At 64.8% G+C, this 23,234-nt stretch carries 7 protein-coding genes; 5 read left to right on the top strand and 2 right to left on the bottom strand.

The genetic code is table 11. The features are described from left to right. Positions 1 to 50: 50 nt before the first annotated feature. Positions 51 to 2,765, bottom strand: coding sequence for a 5'-nucleotidase C-terminal domain-containing protein (locus tag ABD134_RS06245; RefSeq protein WP_344227830.1), 2,715 nt, complete (start codon positions 2,763 to 2,765; stop codon positions 51 to 53). 714 nt (positions 2,766 to 3,479) lie between these two features. On the opposite strand from ABD134_RS06245, the gene ABD134_RS06240 reads away from it, so the two are divergent. The 4 genes from ABD134_RS06240 to ABD134_RS06225 are packed head-to-tail and all read left to right on the top strand — an operon-like array spanning position 3,480 to position 20,028. Beyond that, complete coding sequence (locus ABD134_RS06240; protein ID WP_344227828.1) at positions 3,480 to 6,383, top strand: helicase-related protein; 2,904 nt, start codon at positions 3,480 to 3,482, stop codon at positions 6,381 to 6,383. Between the two features lie 3 nt (positions 6,384 to 6,386). Beyond that, complete coding sequence (locus ABD134_RS06235) at positions 6,387 to 11,159, top strand: Eco57I restriction-modification methylase domain-containing protein (protein ID WP_344227826.1); 4,773 nt, start codon at positions 6,387 to 6,389, stop codon at positions 11,157 to 11,159. Then, on the top strand, positions 11,156 to 17,677 hold the full coding sequence (locus ABD134_RS06230; protein WP_344227824.1) for a DEAD/DEAH box helicase: 6,522 nt from the start codon (positions 11,156 to 11,158) through the stop codon (positions 17,675 to 17,677). Before ABD134_RS06235 ends, ABD134_RS06230 begins: the two co-directional genes overlap by 4 nt. Next, positions 17,674 to 20,028, top strand: coding sequence for a UvrD-helicase domain-containing protein (locus ABD134_RS06225; protein ID WP_344227822.1), 2,355 nt, complete (start codon positions 17,674 to 17,676; stop codon positions 20,026 to 20,028). Before ABD134_RS06230 ends, ABD134_RS06225 begins: the two co-directional genes overlap by 4 nt. A 919-nt stretch (positions 20,029 to 20,947) precedes the next feature. Here ABD134_RS06225 and ABD134_RS06220 read toward each other — a convergent pair. Next, positions 20,948 to 21,439, bottom strand: a complete 492-nt coding sequence (locus ABD134_RS06220; RefSeq protein ID WP_344227820.1) for a hypothetical protein — start codon at positions 21,437 to 21,439, stop codon at positions 20,948 to 20,950. Between the two features lie 511 nt (positions 21,440 to 21,950). On the opposite strand from ABD134_RS06220, the gene ABD134_RS06215 reads away from it, so the two are divergent. Next, a complete protein-coding gene (locus ABD134_RS06215) occupies positions 21,951 to 23,225 on the top strand; it encodes a HEPN domain-containing protein (protein ID WP_344227818.1) in 1,275 nt (424 codons plus the stop codon). Positions 23,226 to 23,234 lie beyond the last annotated feature (9 nt).

Genomic DNA, 23,234 nt, shown 5'->3' with positions numbered 1-23,234 from the left:
GGGAGGGGCCACTGTGTGGGTGGAGAGGTCGAGGGCGGCGAAGGCCTCGGTCAGTCGTTGTCAGTCAGGTCGTACTGGTACATGACCTTGGCGACCTCGCCGCGGCTGATCGGGTCGTACGGGCGGTACTCGCCGCCTTTATAGCCGTTGACCAGTCCTTCAGCGGCAGCCCAGGAGATCGCCTCGTAGTACGAGCCAGAGGACGGGACATCCGGGAACACCGAGACCTCGGGGGCGGTGAAGCCCTCAGGATCCACGGCGCGGTAGAGGAAGGTCACGAACTCCGCGCGGGTGACGTCCTGGCCGGGCCGGAACCTGCCGTCGGTGTAGCCCTCGGAGACGGGGGTGCCGTCGGAGTCGTCGGCGGCCCAGGCGATCGGGGTGAAGTGCGGGGCCCCGGACGGCACGTCCGGGAACACGGCTTCGGCCGGGTCGGTGGTGTAGTCCGGGGCCAGGTAGCGCTGCAGGAAGGCCACGGACTCCCCGCGGGTGACCTCCGCGGCCTTGCGGTAGGTTCCGTCCGCGTAGCCGGTCGTCACCCCGGCAGCCTGCATCCACCGCACCGGTGCGTAGTACACCGAACCGGGCTGATTGTCCGAGAAGTCCTCCGGAACATCGGTGCCGATCGTGAGGGCCGAGCGGACCTCGGTGGTGGTCTCGTACTGGTCGTCGTAGGCCACGGTCATGACCAGTTCGCCCACGCCGGTGGTCTCGGGTGCCTGCAGGGTGGACAGGTCTGCGGACTCTCCGTCTGCTGCCACCTCCACGGTGCCGACCTCCACGGCCTCGCCCTCGGTCGGCTGGAAGACCACGGACACGGAGGTCGCGTCGCCGGCGCCGTCGGAGTCGAGCTCCAGGTTGCCGAGCGTCAGCGTCAGGTTCTCGCCGGGCTGGGCGGTGCCGGTGGCGTTCTGGACCTCCACCGCCTTCTTGGCGAAGTCCGGGCGGATGTCACCGGAGGCTGCGGTCTCGGCCTGCACGTACTCCTGGAGGGCCTGGTTGTCCATGATGCCCAGGTCGACCTTGTTCTCCTGGCCCGTGGCGAAGCCCTCGTAACCGTCGGGGGCGGAGTTCTCGGTGCCCACCCAGGAGTCATCGGCGAGGAAGGACAGGGTGCCGATCGTGTACATCTCGTCTTGGTCCACCGGCTCGCCGGAGATCCAGATGCCGGTGACCTTGTCGTCCTGTGGCCGGGACTCGTCGTAGGTCCACGTGAGTTCCTCGGACCAGCCCAGGTGCAGGGTCTTGGCACCCTTCTGCCAGTTCTCCTCGAGCACCTGCTTGATGGAGGAGCCCGGAATGTCGAAGTAGGTCAGGGTGTTGCCGAACGGGGCGAGGTCCAGGATCTCGCCGAGGCTCACCTTGCCGACCATGTCGGCCGCCTTGTTGGGGAACTTGCCGCCGCCGGTCAGCTGGTCGACCAGCAGCTCGGCACGCAGGCCGCCGGAGTTGGTGACCCCGAGGTCCACCTCGGGGTTGCTCAGGGAGATGCGGTCCTTGAGAGCGTTGGCGACCCAGTTGCCCAGGGTGGTCTCTTGACGGCGGGTGCCGCCGGCGCGCCATTCACCGGACTCCTCGATGCGGGTCTGGTAGTCGGTGGTGATGGAGGAATCCATCTCGCCGATCACGGTGTTCTTCAGTTCCTCGAACTCGGCGACGGCGGCCTTCTCGGTCTCGTAGACGGCCTGCACCGTCTCGGTGGAGTCCGACACGAGGGTGTCCATGGCTTCCGGGTCGAAGGCGGGATTTGGGGCCTCGGTCATCGGGGTGGGGGTGCGCTCGATGAGTTCGGAGTCGTAGTCCACGACCTCTTTGGTCTCGGCGTCGATGGTCAGCTCCACGGCGGCCAGCAGGTTGCCGGATTGCCCGGCCTGTACCACGGGGCGCTCGGTCTCTCCGGCCGTGGTCTCGTAGTTGTAGGTCTGGTGCGTGTGACCGTTGAAGATCACGTCCACGGACTCATCGGTGCCGTTGACGATGGAGTCGAAGACCTCCGAGTTCTCCACCTCGGTGGCCAGGTCGCCGTTCCCGGAGGCGCCGTCGTGGTAGGAGGCCACGATCACGTCCGCGGTGCCGGCGGCCTCGATCTCCTCGGCGACGCCGTTGACGGCCTCGACCAGGTCGATGACCTCGTTGCCCTGCAGACCCGATCCCGTGGTGGTGGCATAGAGGTTGTTCGGGACGGCGCCGATCACGGCGACGTCAACGCCGTCGACCTCGAAGATCTCGTGGTCGGTGATGACCGGCTCCTGTGTTTCCGGGTCCACGAAGTTCGCAGCAAGGAAGTTGAAGTCGGCGATGTCGGACACGCGTCCGGTGAGGTCGTCCAGGCCCTTGTCGAACTCGTGGTTGCCGGCGGCGGACGCGGCGAGGCCCAGCTGGTTCATAATCTCGAGGGTGGGCTCGTCCTGCTGCACGTTCGACACGGAGGCCGAGGCGCCGATCAGGTCACCGGCGGCGGTGAGCAACGTGGAACCCTCGCCGTTGGCAGCCTCGAACGCCGTGCGGTAGCCGTCCACCGTGTGCGAGAAGAGGGTGCCGGAGTACTCCTCGGACAGTGCGCCGTGGAAGTCGTTGAAGCTGAGGATCGAGATCTTCTCGGTGCCCTCGGCTGCCGGCTCTGCGGCGGCCTGCACGGCCTCGTCAGAGGAGATGGAGGCGCCGGCCCCTGTGGAGTCCGGCGCGGGTGAAGTGGTGGTGGCGGAGGCTGGCAGTGCGACGGCCGGGGCGGCGACGAGCCCGGCGGTCAGTACACCTGCCAGCAAGGACTTCCTTGACTGCAGCGACATGTATTTCCCTCGTGATTCCCCTGAACGGTGCGAACCCGCCGGCGATGGGGATGGACCGGCGCTGGTCGACTTCCACTGAAGTGGCAGCACAGTCATCTGATCACCGCCGGGTGAAATTCCGGTAACAGTTGAGGGAACGGTACAGGGCAGGATCTGAGAAGGCCAGATCCAAGAAACCACGATGCCGTGGCGGCCGATTCGGGCTGCCACGGCGTCGTGGGTGGTGCAGGGCGGATGGTAAGGGATTCGAACCCTTGGCACGGGGTTACCGCACACTGGTTTTCAAGTTTGGGCGACCCCGGAATGGCGGGCTTCGGGCAGTCTCGGTGTGTCCCGACTTCCCCGGAATCACGCGGATTTGAGTCTGTCTCGTGTCTCCTCGTGCTGCGACGTTACTGCGCCTGTGGCCACAGAATGGCCACAGTCGGGACCGTAATTTTTCCGGGTCGCTCAGAGTGAGGGCGCGGTGGTCTCGTCGGAACGTGTCCCCGTACTCGGCATGGTGACGCTGGAAGGCCGGAAGTTTGGGCGCTCGCACGTTTCGGTTATCACCTGGGTCGGCTACTCCGGCTAGAGCGTGCGTACTCGTGCAAGGATCTCTCCGGTCGCCGGGGACCGATGTCGTGAGCCTGCGCTATGCGTTTCATTACATAGACTGCTATTGCTCTAGCCCCCACCCCGGAGACCATCATGCCTGATCAAGTACTCGATATTGCCCCAGGCGCGATCGTCGTCGTCAGGGATGAGCAGTGGCTGGTCTCCTCGGTGGAGCAGACTGCAGACGGCGACCTGCTGACGGTCCGGGGCGTCAGCGAGCTGGTTGAGGGCACCACCGCTCAGTTCTACACGAGCATCGACACGGTATCGACGACGGACCCGGCGAACACCCGCGTGGTCGCCGATGAGAGCTCACACTACGTCAAGTCCCGCTTGTGGCTGGAGTCCACGCTGCGCAAGACTTCCCTGCCCATCTCGGACCCACGTCCGGTGATGGCCTCGCAGGCGCTGGCGGACCCGCTCTCCTATCAGCGGGAGGCCGTAGAGAAGGCTCTGGAACCGGACCGGCTCCGCACTCGTCTCCTGATCGCCGATGCCGTTGGCCTGGGTAAGACTCTCGAGATCGGCATGATCCTTTCGGAACTGATGCGCCGCGGCCGGGGCCGCCGCATTCTGGTCGTTACCCCGCGCCATGTGCTGGAGCAGATGCAGCAAGAGATGTGGACACGGTTCGCCATACCGTTCGTCCGCCTGGACTCGGAGGGCGTGCAACAGGTCAGGCAGAAGCTGCCAGCCACACGAAACCCGTTCACGTTCTTCGAGAAGGTCATCATCTCAATCGACACGCTCAAGCAGGACCGCTTTGTCCACGACCTGCGGCGGCATCACTGGGACGCAGTGGTCATTGACGAGTCGCACAACGTGACCAACCAGTCCACGCAGAACAATCAGCTAGCCCACATCCTCGCGCCGAATACAGACGCCCTGATTCTGGCCTCGGCCACTCCGCACAACGGCCGCAACGAATCTTTCGCCCAGCTCCTGACCTTGCTGGAGCCCACGAGTGTGGGGGCCGACCGCAGCATCAGCACGGCAGCGGTCGCCCACCTCATGATCCGTCGTCACCGGTACTCGGAATCGGTTAAAAACGAGGTGGGAGACAAGTGGGCCGAGCGTAGACCGCCGCGGCACGTTCTCGCGATGCCCAGCACGGAGGAGCTGGCGGTCGCCCAGGAGATTGCCGCTACCTGGACGCACCCGCTGGGCTCAGCGCCGATCACCGGCGCGGGCTCCCGGCTCTTCCCCTGGACGCTGGCCAAGGCATTCCTCTCCTCCCCGGTGGCGCTGAAGGACACCATCACCGCCCGCCTGAGCACCCTTGAGGGCAACATGGCGGCCGGCCGCGAGCGAGAGGCCCTCGTCCGGCTCCTCGAGCTCAACGCCGCCTGCCTACCCTTGGGTGACAGTAGGCCGCGCTCCGGGAAGTACGAGGAGCTGCTAAACCAATTGAAGACCAAGAATATCGGGCCCCGCTCCTCGGAACGCGCGGTGATTTTCGCCGAGCGCGTGCCCACCTTAAAGTGGTTGCGCGAGAACCTGCTGCGGGACCTAAAGCTCAAGGAAAACCAAATCCGCATTCTGCATGGTGCCCTCACGGACGTGGAGCAGCAGGAGATCGTGGAGTCGTTCAAGCAGGCCTCGAACCCCGTCCGCGTGTTGGTCACGGGCGATGTGGCCTCCGAGGGTGTTAACCTGCACAAGCAGTGCCACGAGCTGATCCATTTCGACATTCCGTGGTCGCTGATCCGGATCGAGCAGCGCAACGGCCGCATCGACCGATACGGGCAGGAACATCCTCCGCAGATCACCACACTGCTGTTGGACCTGGCCGGAGTGGAGGGCTTCACGGGGGACGTGCGTGTCCTGACCCGCCTGGTCGAGCGTGAGCGGGAAGCCCACGAGAAACTCGGCGACGCCGCCTCGCTGATGGGCGAGTACTCGGGCAGAGCGGAGGAAGCCGCTATCATCGAGGTCCTGCGCGGCGCCAAGGACTTCGATGATGCGGTTCCCGCCCCGCAACAGGCCCTCGCCCAGCAGGACGACTGGGTCTCCTTCCTGCTCCAGGCCGATGCCCTGCACCGTCAGACGCAGGAGGAGGGAATCGCCGGAGCCCCCGCTCCCGCACACGCGGCCGGAGAGAAGGCTGAACCCGCCCGTACGGCCCTGTTCGGCTCAGACGTGGACTACCTGCTGGCTGGACTGACTGCGCACTACGGCGAACCGGGACGTGAACCCGCCCAAGGTGGCGTGGGGCTGCGAATCGAGCGCAACAACGCGGACCAGATCCAGGTAGTGTCCTTCGAACCGAGCGAGGATCTGCGCCAGCGCCTGGTGGCCCTGCCGCAGGCGTACCTCAAGGAACGCCAGGTGCTGGACCGCATGCAGTTGACCCCCGACCGCGTCACCGCCGAGGCACGGCTGCAAGCCGCGCTCAACGACACCAAAGGTAGCTCCTGGCCGGACACGCACTATCTCTCGCCGCTTCATCCCGTGCTGGACTGGGTCGCGGATCGGTCGCTGGCGCACCTGAGCCGCGAGGAGATCTTCGCGGTGCAGGCCGACGTTACGGCCCCCACCGTCGTGGTGCAGGGCATCGTGACTAACCGCCGAGGTCAGAACATCGCGGTGGCGCACTTGGCCGTCCGCTTAATGGGCGTGGTTCCTGTGCCGCAGGCCTATGACGACCCGTCCGAGCTATTCAGCGACTTGGGCCTGAACCCGGAGACCGTGGGCGTGCCGGTACAGGATCCACAGCAGTATGAACCGCTGATCCCCTCAGTGGTGGGAACGGCCCGGGCTTTCATGGAGGATGTCGTCACCTGCGGCGCCCGGCAGCAGGCAGAGGAGCGGGCACAAGCCTGGGTGGACCGCATGGACCGGTGGGAGGACGACGCCGAAGAGGGCTTGTTCAGGACGCAGCTGTTCCGCCGGTCCCGCTCCGCGGTGGAGGCGGAGCGCAGATTGGCGCGGGAGATGCTGCCGGACCGGACCTATGTACGTCCGCTACTCGTCGTCGTGCCCAAAGAAGGAGAGTGAGCTATGCCCGCAAACGATGCCCTCGTGGTGGTCAACGACTGGATCAGCGAGTACTACTTCACGGCCAATGAGACTTCCGGCACCTTCTTGACCGCGACCAAGAACCTGGTGAAGCAGTGGAAGGAGGACTCCGAGGAGTCCACGTCGGCGGAGAACCCGCTCGAGCGCTTCACGACTTCCCGGCAAGCGCTTCTCTCGCAGCTGATCGACCTGCACGCCCGCGGGCGGGACTTAGGCGAGTCCGCCACAGTCCAGCAGCGCCGTGAGGCCCTGGCCCGTCCGTCCGCGGAGGTTTCCGCTCGGATCCGAGCGATCCTCGGATTCGACTTGGCCCCCCAGCACGGTGACGAGGCGCTGCGCTGGTGTTCGGCGCTGGACATGGACGAACCCACCATCGCCTTGATCGATGCCGTGGCCGCCGAGACCCCGGAGGAGCTGCTGTCCAAGGAGAGTGGTCTGCTTACCGAGGACGTCCTCCTCCACCGCGGTGACGACGACGGAGATCCGCGCGACCCCATCTGCTCAGTAAGCGCGTTGCTGTCCGCCTTAGTCTCCAGGGAGCAACCGCCGCGCTACATGCTGGTACTGGCCGGCCGTACGGCGGTCCTCACCAGCGAGGACACCTGGCCGCAGGGTCGGTACCTGGCGATCGACCTGCAAACCGTGGCCGAGCGCGGTGACGCCCGCTCCGGTGGAGAAATCCAACGCATGTTGGCGTGCCTGTCAGCGACCTCCCTGGCGCCGGACCCGACTGGGACGATCTGGTGGGACGCCCGGCGCGAGGAGTCCGTGCGCAACGCGGTGGGCGTGTCCAAGGACCTGCGCGAGGGCGTGCGCGAATCCATCGAGATCATCGCCAATGAGGTGGTGGCGCGGCGCAAGGCACGAGGTCTGCCGCCGCTGCCGGACGGTCAGGCCCAGCCGTTAGCAGTGCAGTCGTTACGCTACCTCTACCGCATCCTGTTCCTGCTCTACGCGGAGGCCAGCCCGGAGTTGGGTGTAGTTCCCACGGGCGACCCGGAATACGAAGCCGGGTACTCGATGGACCGTCTGCGGGAGCTGACGCTCAAGAAGCTGACCACGCGTTCGGAGACCGGCACACACTTCTATGAATCTCTCCAGTTGCTCTTCGACCTCGTGGAGAGCGGGCATGCCGGGGAAAGAAGGTCGGATGGGACAAGCGACGACACCGCGCGCGAGGGCTTGATCTTCGAGGCATTGCGCTCGGATCTCTTCCGCCCGAACCGCACGGCGTTCATCAACGAGGTGCAGCTTGGCAACAAGGCGCTGCAGCAGGTGCTGAAGCGCCTGTTGCTGACTAAAGAGCGCCGTGGCCGGGAACGCGGTTTCATCAGTTACGTTGCACTGGGCATCAACCAGCTCGGTGCCGTATACGAGTCGTTGATGAGCTACACGGGTTCCTTTGCCAGTGGCACGCTCGTCGAGGTAGCTCGGCGGGGCGAGGCGTCGGACGGCTCGTGGGTGGTGCCGGAGGAGTGCCTGGACGACGACCTGCGCGAGCATCTGGTGCTGGTCCACGACGAGTTGGGCAGGGAAGTTCCCCGCACGTACCACCACGGCGAGTTCGTGTTCCGGCTCTCCGGGCGACAGCGGCAGCAGTCGGCCTCCTACTATTCCCCCGAAGTGCTCACTGAGTTCACTGTGCAACAAGGACTGACGGAGCTGCTGTCTGACAATCCGCCGGCTGAGGCAATTCTGGGCATGTCGGTGTGCGAGCCAGCGCTCGGCTCTGGTGCCTTCGCCATCGAGGCCGTCCGACAGCTGGCGAAGGCCTACCTGGAGAAGCGCCAGGAAGAGTTGGGACGAAAGATCGACCCCGAGGATTACCCCGTCGAGCTGCAGAGGACCAAGGCGTACATCGCCCTGCACAACGTCTACGGCGTGGATCTAAACCCCACTGCTGTGGAGTTAGCCGAGGTCTCCCTGTGGCTGGATACCATGGCCCGCGGGCTCAAGGCCCCGTGGTTCGGCCTGCGGCTGCGCGCTGGCAACTCGCTGATCGGTGCCCGTCACGCGGTCTACGACGCGGGCATGGTCCAGAAAGCTAGGCCGAAGGACCGCATGCAGACTCCGGCCCGTCACGTGCCGCTGGAGCACACCGTCGACGCCTCCACAAGTATCTTCCACTTTCTACTGCCCGCCGAGGGCTGGGGTGCAGCCGGCGCGAACAGCGAGATCAAGACGATCGCCCCCGCCCAGGCCAAGGCGCTGCGAGACTGGGCCTCGAGGGTCCAGAAGAAGCCGTCCAAGACGCAACTCACCGAGTTGCTGTCGTTGACCGAGCGCATCGACGACCTGTGGCAGCTGGCCCGTCGCCGCATGGTCGAGGCCGAGAAGCAATCCCGCCGCTCGATCGAGGTGTGGGGCGCTGAGCCCACGCCCGGCGGCGGCGTTACGCGCGAGGAGATCGAGGCCTCCCTGCGCGATTCCAGCTCCGCCTACCGCCGACTCCGCCTAGTCATGGACGCCTGGTGCGCCATGTGGTTCTGGCCAGTCACTCAAGACGCGGCTCACCCCGCTCCCCCCGAGCTCGACGAGTGGCTCACGATAATCCGACAGATCGTGGGGCAGAAGTTCGTCGGACGCCGCGGACGACAGTTTGAGCACTTCGGCCAGGACGACGCCGAGTGGGAGACGCTCGAAAACATTGAAGCGATGTTCCCGGCGGAGAACGCCGTCGACATCGACCACCTGCTCGAGGAGACCCCGTGGCTACGCGCCGCACAGGCGATCGCCAAAGAGCAGCGTTTCTTCCACTGGGAACTGGACTTCGCGGCGGTCTTCGCCCGCGGTGGCTTTGATCTCCAAGTCGGCAACCCGCCGTGGGTTAGACCGGCCTTGAATGTCGCCGCACTTTTGGGCGAGAGCGACCCATGGTGGGCACTCACCGACAAGCCCTCCGAGGCAGCCAAGAAGGAGCGTCGAAACCGGTCATTAGACATTCCCGGAGCAGCGGAGGTGTTGCTGCTCGGTGCACGGGATTCCACCGGGCTGGCCAAGTACGTTGGCGCCGTGAGCGAGTACCCGGAGCTCCAGGGCACCCAGCCCGATCTCTACCGCGCCTTCATGGCGCAGACGTGGCGTCACGCGTCGGGGCGAGGTCACACGGCTCTTATCCACCCCCCAACACATTTGACCGATGCCCGTGGCTACTCATTGCGACGCCACACCTATCGCCATCTGCGGCGACATTGGAACTTCCTAAACGAGCTCCTGTTGTTCGAAGAGGTCGACCACCACAAGCCCTACAGCGTCAATGTCTACGGGCAGGAAGAGCGTCCCGGATTTCTCAATGCCATCTCCATGTACCACCCCTCCACGGCCATTGGCTCGCTGGCGCACAACGGTGACGGCCCGGAGCCAGGGTTCAAGAATGAAGACGGCAAGTGGGATTTGCGTCCCCACGCGTCCCGCATCGAACACGTCAACTATGACGTGTTCAGCACCTGGCACACGTTGATGGAGTCCGGTTCCGCCGAGATCCCCGTGGAGGAAACTCGCATGGTCTTCACCATCAACCGTTCTGCAAGTGACGTGCTCCAACGTCTGACAGCGACGCCCACACTCGACGAATGCAATCCGCAGTTCAGCAGTGGCTGGCACGAAACGGGCGGTCGTCGCGACGGCTACTTCGAGACGCGATGGGGCAAGGCGGAGTCCTGGGACGACGTTATCCTGCAGGGCCCCAACTTCCACGTGGGCAATCCATTCTATGCATCCCGCAACGCGACCATGCGCGGCAACCAGGATTACTCGTCGGTGGACCTTGAAACCCTGCCCGTTGACGCTCTGCCGGTCACCGAGTACAAGCCGATCCACCAGACGGATGTCGACGGATCGGTGTCCATGGCCCGCTACGACCGCGCCTACGGTCTCTGGAAGATTCCAAACCCGCAACATGTAGGCGACACCGGGCAAATGCCGGTGCGTGACCATTTCCGCATCATGTGGCGCCGTATGGCCGCCACCACAGGTGAAAGAACTATGATTCCAGCAATTTTTCCTCCAGGAACAGGAACGATTGATGGAGTATCCAGCATTGGATTCCCGAGCGGCCCGACTACTCAAATTGCTCAGGCAGCCGCAAGCATGAGTTCCCTCATTACAGATTTCATGGTTCGGTCTACTGCTGGTAGCGATATCCGCATGACGGAAGTGGAGCGACTTCCTCGCATCCCCGAAGATCATCCGTTGGCCTCGGCCGCCATCCTCCGCATCCTGCGGCTGAGCTGCCTCACCGCGGCTTACGGATCGCTCTGGGAGGAGTGCTGGGATCCAGTCATGGCGCAGGACTTCTGGACAGGCGGCCGCGTGCGCCTGAATCGACCGGTCCTGGGGGACGTCGCCGGCATATGGACTGCCGGGACGCCGCTCCGCGTGGATGAGGACCGTCGTCGTGCCTTGGTGGAGATCGACGCGATAATGGCACACGTGACCGGAGTGCCGATCGACGAGCTGTGCACGATCTACCGGACCCAGTTTGGCGTGCTGTATAGATACGACCTTGGGGAGGACAAGCGCGCCAAGATCTATGACGACGACGGGCGGCTGATCCCTTCCGCAGTGCGCGCCGCGTGGAATAAAGCCGGGCGACCGGAGTTCGGTCTGCGCGAGATCGATCGGACATACACGAACCCGTCCGGCCGGGAAATTACCGCGTCGGAGCCATTCCGCATACTGGACCGCGAGGCAGACCTGCGGGAGGCCTACGCCGCCTTCGCCGAGCGCTTGGAAAGCGTGGGCGGCCGGGCATGAGCGAGCTGCTGCCCGCCCTGCAGGCGGAGGCGACCCAATCCGCGCTGGTCGAATACATCACCACGGCGATCGAGTTCTCGGACCAGTACGCAAGGGACGCTTTCAGCGCGTTCCTGACGGATCCGGACCACGGAATCTTCCGAGGCCCGTTCTTGCGTACCCGCCTTCCGTTCGAGGCAGATGCGAGCGAGCCGCCACTGGCGGTGCTGCCGACCGGGTTCCGGCCCTACGCGCACCAGGCCAAGGCATTCCGCCGGCTTACCACCTCGCCCGACGTTGCTGGGAAGCGGGATCGGGCCGGCCTGCGGGTTCCGGAGCCCACGATCGTCACCACCGGCACGGGCTCTGGTAAGACTGAGGCTTTTCTCTATCCGCTGCTGGACTACGCCGTACGGGCCAGGCAGCAGAGGGTGCACGGGATCAAGGCGATCATCCTCTACCCCATGAACGCCTTGGCCAACGATCAGGCGGGGCGTTTGGCGCGTATGATTCACGAGAACCCTGGGCTGCACGGTGTGACGGCTGCGCTGTATACGGGCGAGCACTCCGGCGCCCCGCGGACGGCGATGAGCGCGGACGGGCTGATCGAGGACCGGCACACCATCAGATCTTCCGTGCCGGACATTGTGCTAACCAACTACAAAATGCTGGACCAACTGCTACTCCGGAAGGCCGACCGTCCGTTGTGGGAGCTGTCCGCTGAATCGTTGCGCTACCTGGTGCTTGACGAGTTCCACACCTACAACGGTGCTCAAGGTACAGACGTGGCCCTGCTGATTCGGCGTCTGCGGCTGCTGCTGGAACGGTTGGCCCCGAATCGCTCCGTGGTCATCCCCGTGGCCACCTCCGCGACGCTCGGTGACGACCGGGATATCGCGCCCGTGGCCGAGTTTGCCACCACGATCTTCGGCACGACGTTCTCCACCGACGCCGTGGTCACCGAGCGACGTATGCAACAGACGACCCTGCAAGCGCAGGCGCACGGACGTCTAGATAGCTTCGACATGGAGGCTGAGGAACGACCGACCGCCGGACATCTGCAATCGGTTCTCGGCCTGCTTCCAGGCAGCACCGATGGCCTCCTTCCGGACCCCGGTGAGCTGACGGCCGCCGTCGTCGACGTCTTGTGGACCACCGCGGACGGCGAGCCCGTGTCAGAAACCAAGGCTGTCGACGATGCAGCCGTACGGGATCTGTTCCTCGCCCACCCGCTCGTGGGACAGTTCTTGGAGCGGACCACCGCGGCTACGACCGTGGCGGATCTCAGCCGAGCGCTGGTCCCCCACCTGGATCCGCTCCGCACCGGGGGTCGGTTCGTCGAGGCGCTGTGTGCGGCGCTTTCCCACGTGCGGTCGCGAGCCGAGCGCAACAGCTTCCCCAATATCGAAGTCCACCTGTGGACTCGGGAGGTCTCGCGCGTGGACCGGGCGACCTCGCCCGTGCCGGCCTTCGCATGGAGCGATGATCGCACCGTCCACGACGGCAGCTTCCTGCCCGCAGTCTACTGCCGCCACTGCGGCCGCTCTGGATGGGGCGTGGCGCTGACCGGCACCGACGACCTGATCGTTAAGCCCCAGCGGATCCGCCAGGAGCACGCACGCTACACGGGGCGGTTCCGCGCCCTGATCTCCGGCCCCGGAGCGGATCCAGCGGGCGACGACCGCCTGCGGTACCTGGACCCCGAGCGGCGGAGCCTGGATCCCCGCCCGCCATCGGAGGAGGCGGCCGACGTGGACAGCTTGCCCGTGCTGATGCACGTGGGGCTCGAGGCGGAGGGGGAATCAAAGGACGATACCTGTCCGGCGTGCCGGGAGAAGGACGGCATCCGGTTCGTAGGCGCCAGCACCGCGACGCTGCTGTCCGTGGCGTTGTCCAGTTTGTTCGGCACAGCGGGCTTGGATCCCAATGAGAAGAAATCACTGGTCTTCACCGACTCCGTCCAGGACGCCGCCCACCGATCAGGATTCGTGGAGGCACGCTCCCACTCGTTGGCCTTGCGCTCGGCCATCGAGTCCTCGTTGGACGACCAACCACTGCGGGTGCGGGAAATCGTCGAGCGGATGATGGTCGCCGCCGGCTCCCCGGAGGACCGGTACCGTCTGCTGCACCCGTCCATCGCGGAGAACTCCTCGGTCCGCGGATACTGGGAGGACTCCCAGCCCGCTCGGCAACGACGACGCGCACAGGAGCACGTCGCCAAGCGGCTCGAGTTCGACCTGGAGCTCGAGGCGGGTCTGGTCGGCTCCTACGGGCGTACCCTGGCCACCACGGGCACCGCGGCCGCCTCCGTGGAGGTCTCCGCGGAGGAAGCACTTGCGATCGGGCAGCGGGTGCTGGACCGGGCGGCGCAGCAGTTCAGCATCCACACCGTGAAGAACGACACGGTGGACGACCACCGGATCGAGATTTGGATTCGCGGTGTGCTCGAGCGTCTGCGGGCCGACGGCGCCATCGCGCACGAGTGGCTGATCCCGTACCGCAAGAAGGGTGGGATGCGCTACCAGATCTGGGGCGGCCGCCCGCAGAAGGACGTCATGCCGGCTTTTCCGCCTGGTCGGCGCTCACCCCATTTCCCGGCCACGGGAAAGCTAAAGGATAGGAGCGAATTGCGGGATCCCGGGAACCGGCAGAGCTGGTTCGCGGATTGGACCGCTCGGTGCCTCCATACGGACCGCCGTACTGCCGGGCATCTCATGAAGCCGCTGTTCGCGGCGCTGACCCGGGCCGGTCTCACGGACACCGTCCCTGTCACCGAGCACGGGCGCACCAGCGCCGAGAGCTACGGCCTGGAGCCGGAGCGGGTAGTCATGGCCCGCGTCTCGGCCGAGACGCGCGTGCTGCGCTGCACCTCCTGTGGCGAGACCGTCACCGGGATCCCTCAGGCCCTAGACATTTTCTCCGAGGGCCCGTGCACGGCCTACCGCTGCACCGGCCGGCTGCAGTGGGCGGATCTGCAGCAGAGCTACTACCGCAGTCTCTACACCGGGGACATGCGCAGGGTGATCGCCCGTGAGCACACCTCTCTACTCCCGACCGACACTCGTCTGGAGTATGAAAACGCCTTCAAGGCGAGGGATTCCCCGCCCGGCGCGCCCAATGTCCTGGTGGCTACGCCCACGCTCGAGATGGGCATCGACATCGGTGACCTCTCGACCGTCATCCTGGCCTCCATCCCGGACACCGTGGCCTCCTATCTGCAACGCGTGGGGCGTGCCGGGCGCCTGACCGGGAATTCTTTGGACCTTGCGTTCATGTCCACGCGCGGCAGGGGCTCCGCGTACATCGAGCCCGAGTTCATGGTCAACGGCTCCGTGCGCCCGCCGGCGGCCTACCTGTCCGCGGAGGAAATCCTCCACCGTCAGTACATCGCCTTCCTCATGGATCGGATGGCTGGGGACGATGACATGCCCGTACCGGCCCGCGGCGCGTCCGTCATGCGCTCCAGCGACTCCGGGACCTTCCTAGGTGAGATGCTCGCCGATGCACGCGCCCATTCCCAGGATCGGCTTGACGAGTTCCTCTCGGACTACGATACGGCCGAGGACCCCCGTCGAGGGATCACCCGGGAGGCTGCGGACGCCCTGCGCCAATGGGCCACCTGGACGGACGATGATGCCAGCGGACTCCAGTCAGTCGTCAGCAAGGCCGTACAACGGTGGCGGCACGAGAAGGACGCCCTGCGGCACCGTCGCCAGCGGATCGCTCGGCTGCTGCGGGACATCGCCGAGGGCAAGATCGTTATCACCGCCGACGACGACTCGACAGCCCAGCAGCTTAGAGGGCAGCAGGAGCTGCTCGACCACCAGGAGCGCAAACTCGGGGAAGTCGAAGATGCCGAGGCCCGCGCGCGGGAAGAGAAGCGCCTCACCGGCAGTCAATTTCGGTTGCGCGCCGAAGAATCCCAGATGAGTCACGAGCACTGGATCGGTGTGCTCGAACGCTTCGGGTTACTGCCTAACTTCACGCTCTTCGACGACGCCGTAAGGTTAGACGTCACACTGATCTACCAGGACGATGACAACCAGTGGCAGCACATCCCTGCCGACTACGAACGCTCGGGTTTCACCGCGCTCACTGAGTTGGCGCCCGGCAACCACTTCTACGCTGGCGGCCATGAGCTCACAATTGATGCCGTGGACCTCGGCACTGACGGCGCCGGAGTACGCCGCTTGGCGTTCTGCCCTGACTGCGGGTCCAGCCATGAGGTTTCCGTCGCCGAGCGGCTCACCACCTGTCCCAAGTGTCGGCACCCTGGCATCGCCGACGAGGGACAGCACCTGCACGTGGTCGAGCTGAACAAGGTGTATTCGACCATGGAGTTGCACCGGGCCAAGATCGGCGACTCCTCTGACGACCGCACAAGCCTGCACTTCGAGACCCTAACCGTGCCCGATTTTACGGACGCCGAGACTCGGGCTCGCTGGTCCATCGAGGGCACCGGCGTGGGCGTGGCGTTCCGCCGCGGGACCCGGTTGACTCGACTCAACGTGGGCCGCCCGCGGGAAGGCGCCCCGGAGACCGTGCTGGCCGGGCAGAAGCAGCGCATCGGCGGCTTCACGATCTGTGCCGAATGCGGACACCTGAACGAGGATCTGCAGACCAACACGCCTCAGAACCACCAGGCCTGGTGCTCTCAGCGCCGGGCCGAGCAGCCCGAGTCGGCCACGGTTGTACTCTCGCGGGAGCTCGTCACTGAAACCGTGGTGATCAGCTTGCCGCCGTCCATCGGCGAGGACAGCTCAGGGCTTTCACTGTGGAGCTTCTACGCCGCGCTAATGCTGGGACTGCGCGAACGCTTCGGCGGGGAGGTCAGCCACTTGCGGATGGAGACCATCCCGGACACCAGCCGCCAGAACGCCCCTTCCCTGTTGCTTTACGATTCCGTGCCTGGCGGCACCGGTTACCTGGCCGAGTTCGCTTCTCCTGAATCGCTGTGGGAGTTGTTCCACGCCGCGCTGCGGCGCTTGGCCGAGTGCCCCTGCCGGCACGAGGAGCGGTTCGCGTGCTTCCGGTGCCTCATGCCCCACGTGCGCGCGTCCCACCGGGAGAGCCTCAGCCGGGCCCGCGCCGTCGAGATTCTCACCACGGTGCTAAACTCCACCAACCCTACGGCGGACATGACTTGGCGCATCACTGACGGGGACGCGCCCGCCGAAGAGGACTTCGAGTCCCAGCTGGAGAAGCGATTCCGCCGCGTCTTCCGCGCGGCCGTGGCCGAGATCCCTGGCGCCCGAGTGACGGACACGGTCAGCGACGGCGGCGATGGCTTTTCCGCCGTCGTCGGGGACGTCAAGTACACCTACACCCCTCAGGTCACTCTGGGGCATACTCAGCCCGACGCTCTCCTCAGCTGGTCGGGCCAGCCCGGTGTCCGCGGCGTCGCCATCTACCTGGACGGCAAGGCCTACCACGCCACTGTGCAGCACAACCGGCTCGGCGAGGACGCGCAGAAGCGAGCGGCGCTGCGCGACCAGGGATACCTCGTCTTCGCAGTGACGGACCGCGACTTGACTGCCTTCGAGGCCCAGCGCCGTGGCGACTCAGCCGCGGAGAACGTGCTCGACGATCTCATGGCCCCCCAGTTCGCGGATGCCGTGATGTCAAGGGGGCTCATCGACGCCGGGGACCGCCACTACCTGACTGCGAACCCCGTTGAGCAACTGCTGGAACTGCTCCAAAGAACCGGTCGTGATCCCCTTAAGCGGCAACGCGCGGTCTCCCAGTACCTGAACCTGCTGCTGTTTGACGGCAAGCCCGAAGCGGTCAGCACCGAGGATCTGGGCGGCCACGCGCTCTCCGTCGTCGAGGCGCCCGTGCAAGGGCCGCTGCCCCCTGCCCCGGAGGGACCGAACCCCGGAGGCTTCATCCGCCGCTCCGGTCCGTTGACGGTCCTCGGTACGATTTCACCGCCGCCTAACTGGTTGGCAATTGTGCTCGATGACCGGGAGGACGCTCTGCGTTCCGAGGACTTCGACCTCGCGTGGCGGAGATGGCTCGCGCTGGCCAATCTGCGCCAAGAGCTGCATTCGGCCTCTACCACGCTGATCGAGACGTGGAGCTCGCTGCCGGAGTGGATTGATGAGCACACGGTCGAACAGGACTCGTGGGTGGACTTCCTGGTCCAGGCAGGGCAGCAGCCCCGTGCTGGCTCGGAGAACGCGCCGCCAAGGTCTGCTGACGCCGTGGATGTAGTGCCGGTCTCCAACACAATCCGGCTGGGCTCCGCTTGGATAGCGCTTATAGAGGATGCTCTCACTCCCGCGGAGCGGCACATGCTTGAGGCCGCCGGGCGTCAGGGTATGCCCCTGCCCGAGGTCGGCGAGGAGTTTGCCGGGATCCCGATAGATTTGGCTTGGCCTGACCTGGGCATCGCATGGCTCAGCGAGGCGTCTCTCGCCGAAGAACTCACCCGCAACGCTCCCGGTGAGTGGACCGTGCTCGACCCGGACGTGCAGAGCGCCCAGCAGGCCCTCCGGGAGTTCCTGCAGACCGAAAAGCGAGAGATGGTGGACCCGTGACCGCCCAACACAAGCAGCTCCTTATGGACCGCGGCTTCCCGTCGAGCTACGACCGGTCGATCGCCGGCAGGGTCACTGCGACCATCGAAAAGCTCTTTAAGGGCACCAGCACCAACGGCCTGCACGTCGAGCCGATCCAGAACTGCGCCGACAAGCGTGTCCGCACTGCTCGTGTCGACGACTTCCACCGCATGGTGCTCTTTGACCTGGGCAGCTGGTTACTGCTTTACGGTGTCTACCCGCACGACGATGCCTACGTCGTCGCCGCCAAGGCCTACGCCCGCGTGAATCCCACCAGCGGCGCGGCGGAGATCCGCCAGTCCGAGGGCGCCGACGGCAATACAAGAGGCCGGTACACCGATTCCGAGCTCAAGGCGCTCGTCGAGGCACGGGCCGCCGAGTTGCTCGTAGAGCGGCAAGGCAGCCAGGAATCACCGGTCGCGGTAGAGCAAGAGATGCCTGAGCCGGCATGGCCGAGCGCCAATCCCTTAGCCGATTATGCGGCGGAGCAGCTGACCGGCCGGCTCGGCATCGACGGCCCCGTGGCCGAGTACGCCGTGAACGCTCCTTCCGATGAGGAGCTGCTGACCGTCCTGGGGCGTGTGGGCGGTTGGCAGGCCGATGCGCTCATGGATCTTGCCAGCGGCACGTCTCTCGAGGAGGTGCGTTCGTCGTATGCCATCGCTGACGGTGACAAGTCGACCGGCGGCACCGCGATCGGTGTGCCCTCCGCAACCGAGGCCGTGGTCCGCGCCGCAACCGACGAGCGTGCCGCTTCCCAGTTCCACCTCATCGAAGACGACGAGGCACTCGCGAGGGCTCTGACCAACGGAAACTTCGACGCCTGGCGTCTGTTCCTGCACCCCGACCAGCAGAAGTACGTGGACAAGGAGACGTCCGGGCCGTTCCGGCTTTCCGGTGGCGCTGGCACCGGTAAGACAGTCGTCCTGGTGCACCGGGCCGTACGCCTAGCCCGGCAGCGACCGGATGCCCGGATCTTGGTCGTGTCTTTCACACGGAACCTCGTGGAGATGATCCACGAGCAGATCCGCTCCTTAGGGCCCGACGTCCGCATGGCAGAGAGCTTGGGCCGCCCCGGCATCAGCGTGCTCACCCTCGACCAAGTGGCCCATCGCGTGCTCGACGACGGTGCCCGTTCCGGGCGTCTTCCCGCCGCCATGGAGGCCGTGCTCGGGTGGGGCATTCGGCGCGTGCCCGAATACCGCAGTACTGGTGCCTATGGAGCCAGTCCCTGGGGTGAGGCGATCGAGGCCGCCGGCGGCGCCCTGCCCGAGAACCTGCGCAGCGTGCACTTCTTCCAGTCGGAATACCAGGAGGTCGTGCTGCCGGGAGGGAATACGAAGGAGATCGACTACCTCCGCGCTCCCCGGACGGGCCGAGGGTCCCGCCTGGGCCGCAACCAGCGCCGCGCCGTCTGGCAGGCCGTCACTCAATACCGTGATGACGGCCTGGTCGCCCAGGCAATCGACTGGGACGAGGCCGCAACGGTCGCAGCCGAACTGCTCACCATCGAAAAGGGCACTCTTCCGGCCGACCACGTCCTCATCGACGAGGGGCAGGACTTCACGCCTGCGCGGTGGCTGCTGGCCCGGGCGGTCGTGGCCGAGGGACCTGACGACCTGTTCATCGCGGAAGACTCGAACCAACGCATCTACGGCAACCGCATCGTGCTCGGACACTACGGCATCAGGATCGTGGGTCGATCCCGCCGCCTCCGCCTGAATTACCGCACGACCGAGCAGAACTTGCAGTTGGCCTTGAAGGTGCTTACCGGGGGTTCCTACGACCTCGACGAGGCCGAGGGCGACCATCCGGAGCGCCCCATCGAGCGCGATAGCGACCGCTACATCTCCAGCCGAAGCGGTCCTCGGCCGCTTCTTCTTCCGGCCCCGGATCTGGCCCAGGAGTACGGCCTGGTGGCCGGCCTGCTGAAGACCTGGATCACCGAAGTGGAAGAGGTCGGGCTGAAAGCCGGCACACTCGGTATCCTCACCCGCACCAAGAGGGAGCGCGACGACTTTGTGCGGGCCATGGGTGAGCGCGGCGTCGCCGTCGCGCCGGTGGACAAACAGGATGTCCCGGACTCCACACCGGCGGTCATGACGCTGCATCGGGCCAAGGGCACCGAGTTCTCCCGCGTGGTGCTCTTCGGTGTCAGCGAGAGCTCGATCCCCAAGTTCTTCGACGGCAGCACTTATGACGAGCAGGCCCGCGAGCAGAGCGGTCTGCGGGAACGATCGCTCCTCTACGTGGGTGCCACCCGCGCGCGCGACATGTTGGCGATCTCGTGGAACAAGGAGGCCAGCCCCTATCTGCCAACCGTTGGTTGACGGCTTGCGCCAGACGTTTGGATCGCTCGGTGACGTACGCCGATCACGGACGGCAGTACTGCATGGATTTTCTCGGCGCGGCGAGTCCGGCCACAAATCAATGGACCGAATCCGCACCTCAGCCGCGGTAGCGCTGCTCTCAAATGTCCCCGAGCGTGTGGGAAAAATGACGGCGGACAGGCTGTGTCGAGAACGTGTGAGTGGAACTGGACGCCCTATGGTGACTCTTTCACGTCGTCTTACTCGGCCCGTCGACTCGCCACTGGTGCCGCTGCGGCAACGGTGCAACCCAGCTCGGGGCCGCGCTTTGTAGAAATGGGCAACCGGGCGTCTTCAGGATCGGCCATGCGAGTCAGCGGGCCAATACATGGTTCACTCTCGGTCACCGTCAGCCTGAACCTCGGTGAGATCGCAGCCGGATGACTCAGACGTCCCAGTCTGCGCGAAGTGCCGGAACACCAGATCAGTCGTCACACCTCTGGCACCAAGTTGCACTCCGTCTCGTATTATCCGCGACGGTGTAACAGGTGCCCGTTATGATAGGACCCATAACCAAGGCCCGTCGAGCGGTCGACCCGGGCTTACTACGCAGACCGCTGCACGCAAGCTGCGTACATGGAACATCGCCGGACAGGGTGGGAGCAGGATCAGCTGATGAACCATTCGGTAGGTGGAGCGGCAGCTACGGCCGACAGGTCCAGGGTGCCGTATACCCTCCCGTCTCGAGACGGGCCATCGAACGGGGAATACGGGACGCCCCTAGTGGCGTGCCTACGTTCATTCATGTTGGCTGCGGGTGTGTCCGGTGAGCGTTCGCACTTGACCCGACGAAAAGTCATGAAAATGCTAAAAGTGTCGTCGTGAAATACTCAGCGACGCTTACGCTTTGAAGGCTATTTTCCCAGCGTCACCCCGCTGTCTAAGCTTCACCCAAAATTGCAGCGACGACCAATTGGATCAATCCGACCAGTGCGGCAACGTATAGGACTAGTTTGGGCAGGACAGCGGGCACTCGGTGAGGAGCCTGCGTGTGGAAGATATCGAAGATAGCAGCCATGATGCCCACGAACGCAAAGGGCAGGCCAAGCCAAGCGCCAGCTGCCTCGTAGCCGAGATTGATTCCTAAAATGGGCGGCACTCCCCCTAGGACATGGCCCATTAAGATAATGGCTCCCCCGAACACGGCAAAAGTTGCCACTCCCCACCACCAGCTCATCTTTGCGACTGGCTTAGGCGTTGCGTCGATAAAGGCCTGTTTGGCGCTATCCAGCTCGGATGCGGCTCTTTCTAGGTCCTGTACTGCTCTCTGCAGATGAAGAACTGACGGCCGCGGGCGAAACAGAAAAAAACCCATTAGTGCTAGATCTACTTTCGTTGTGCAACCGTCAGGTTTATAGTCCTGCCGGATCAAGGCGTCTTATGAACTCCTAGTGTCCCGGATGCGCTGCCTTCGACCAGGGATTCACCGTGGGTGTCGACCAGTGGGCGCAGAGTCAGTTGAAATCGGTCTGGATCTGCTCCTCACACCAAAGTGGCCCCGATTTGGTGCCCCTTGTTTTCGCATTTGAACGCGAGCGATCACGACGTAGACGATCGGATTGCAAAGTTCTGCCTCGAGGAAGCACAGAGGGGCACAGCCGTGGGGCTCTTAAGATAACCGGATGGTAGAAGAGAAGCCGCCCTTAAAACTACTCGTGGAGCCTGACGAGTACCTGTGCACATGGCTACTGCCTGGCCTTGGCGAGGTCGAAAGCGAGTGCGCCGGGGCTCTTGATCTCCAGGGGGATCGTCCCCCCACTGGTTCGGTTCACGGAGACCTCCCGATTCGTTGGACCGAGACTGATGCGGGGCGGCGTAGTGCCGGCTTCCCTCAGGAAGTCCAGCTGCCCCATCTACGTGCTCGTCTCGCCAATGGTTACGACGTGGACCTGGTCGATGTCTCGATCACTTATTGGTCTGCGGAGCATGGCCGCATCAACGCGGGCTCGGCCACTGTTGGCGTGCCCTCGGGGTCCCAAGGATTCGGTTGGAACTTCGGTGGGGATCCGCGGGATGAGGAGCAAGCAGCTAACCAATCCGTGGTCCCGACCTACACGCGTGTGACCGCGCAGGTTGGCGCGCTCGATGCAGTTGCAGGCGCCTCGCCCTTCTCAGGGTGGACGTTTCCGAAAGATAGCGAGGCTCGACACCTGGCCGGTGAGTGGACCGTGTCTGGCAATCCTGAATCGTCTCAGGAGTGGAGAGATGACGATGTCACCGTTTTGCTGGAGTACGTTGCAGGCGTCAGCATCGGTAACCCATATGCGTTCAGGTTCGTCGTGAGCCCGGTCGTGCGGATCGAGTCGCGAGAGGCACTCTCGGTGCGCGAATGGGTGGACCGGTGGATCGTTCCTCTTCGACGTATCGCTTCGATCGCAACGGGGGATGCGCAACCGCTGACCTATCTGGCGGTCCATCCGACCAGCGGTGATGTACGCGGTACACGGAAACACCGTGGTCGCCAGGTCTACGGGTCCGGAATCACGCAGAAGCCGTATCAGTCCGACCAAACATCGGTGCGCAAGGCTTCGACATCAGTGCATATCGCCGTCGATGGCCTATCCCTGCTCGACATGATCAGACGTTGGCAAAAACTTGAAGACGATCACCATCCGCTCATCGAGACCTACGGGGCGATGCTATCGGCGACCGACGAGCACCCCCGCTCCCGCTTCCTTTTACTGATACAGGCATTGGAGGGGCTGCACGGGCATGAGACCGCTGCTGCTTACGCCGAGCGAAAGGAACGTCACACCGAGGAACGCAAGGCGCTGATCGAGGCGCTCAAGGGTGCCGACACTTTGGATTCTCGTCAATTGAAATTCGTCAAGAGGAACTTGGCCAAGCAGCCGCTGCGCGGGCTCGACGAAGCGCTGCGCCACCTGCTGGGGAGATTGCCTGTGGATCTGACTCCGCGTCTATCCGACTGCAATCTGTTGGCGGAGTACCTGTCCGAGGCCCAGGGCCCAGAGATACAGCGCGTCGCATACGCGCTGAGTCGAGTCCGCAATGATCTGGCACACGGCAACAAGGGCTTCGACGCTTACGACCTCAATGAGGCGGTTCGGGTGCTCGAGCGCATCGTGCGCGCACAGGCTCTGCGCCTCTTGGGATGTCCGGACTCTGTCCTAGAGCGCGTCTGCGATCTGGACCGGTAACGGTGCAAG

Source organism: Citricoccus alkalitolerans (assembly GCF_039528175.1).
In the GTDB taxonomy this organism is placed as follows: domain Bacteria; phylum Actinomycetota; class Actinomycetes; order Actinomycetales; family Micrococcaceae; genus Citricoccus; species Citricoccus alkalitolerans.
This window is presented reverse-complemented; position numbering and strand designations above follow the sequence as displayed.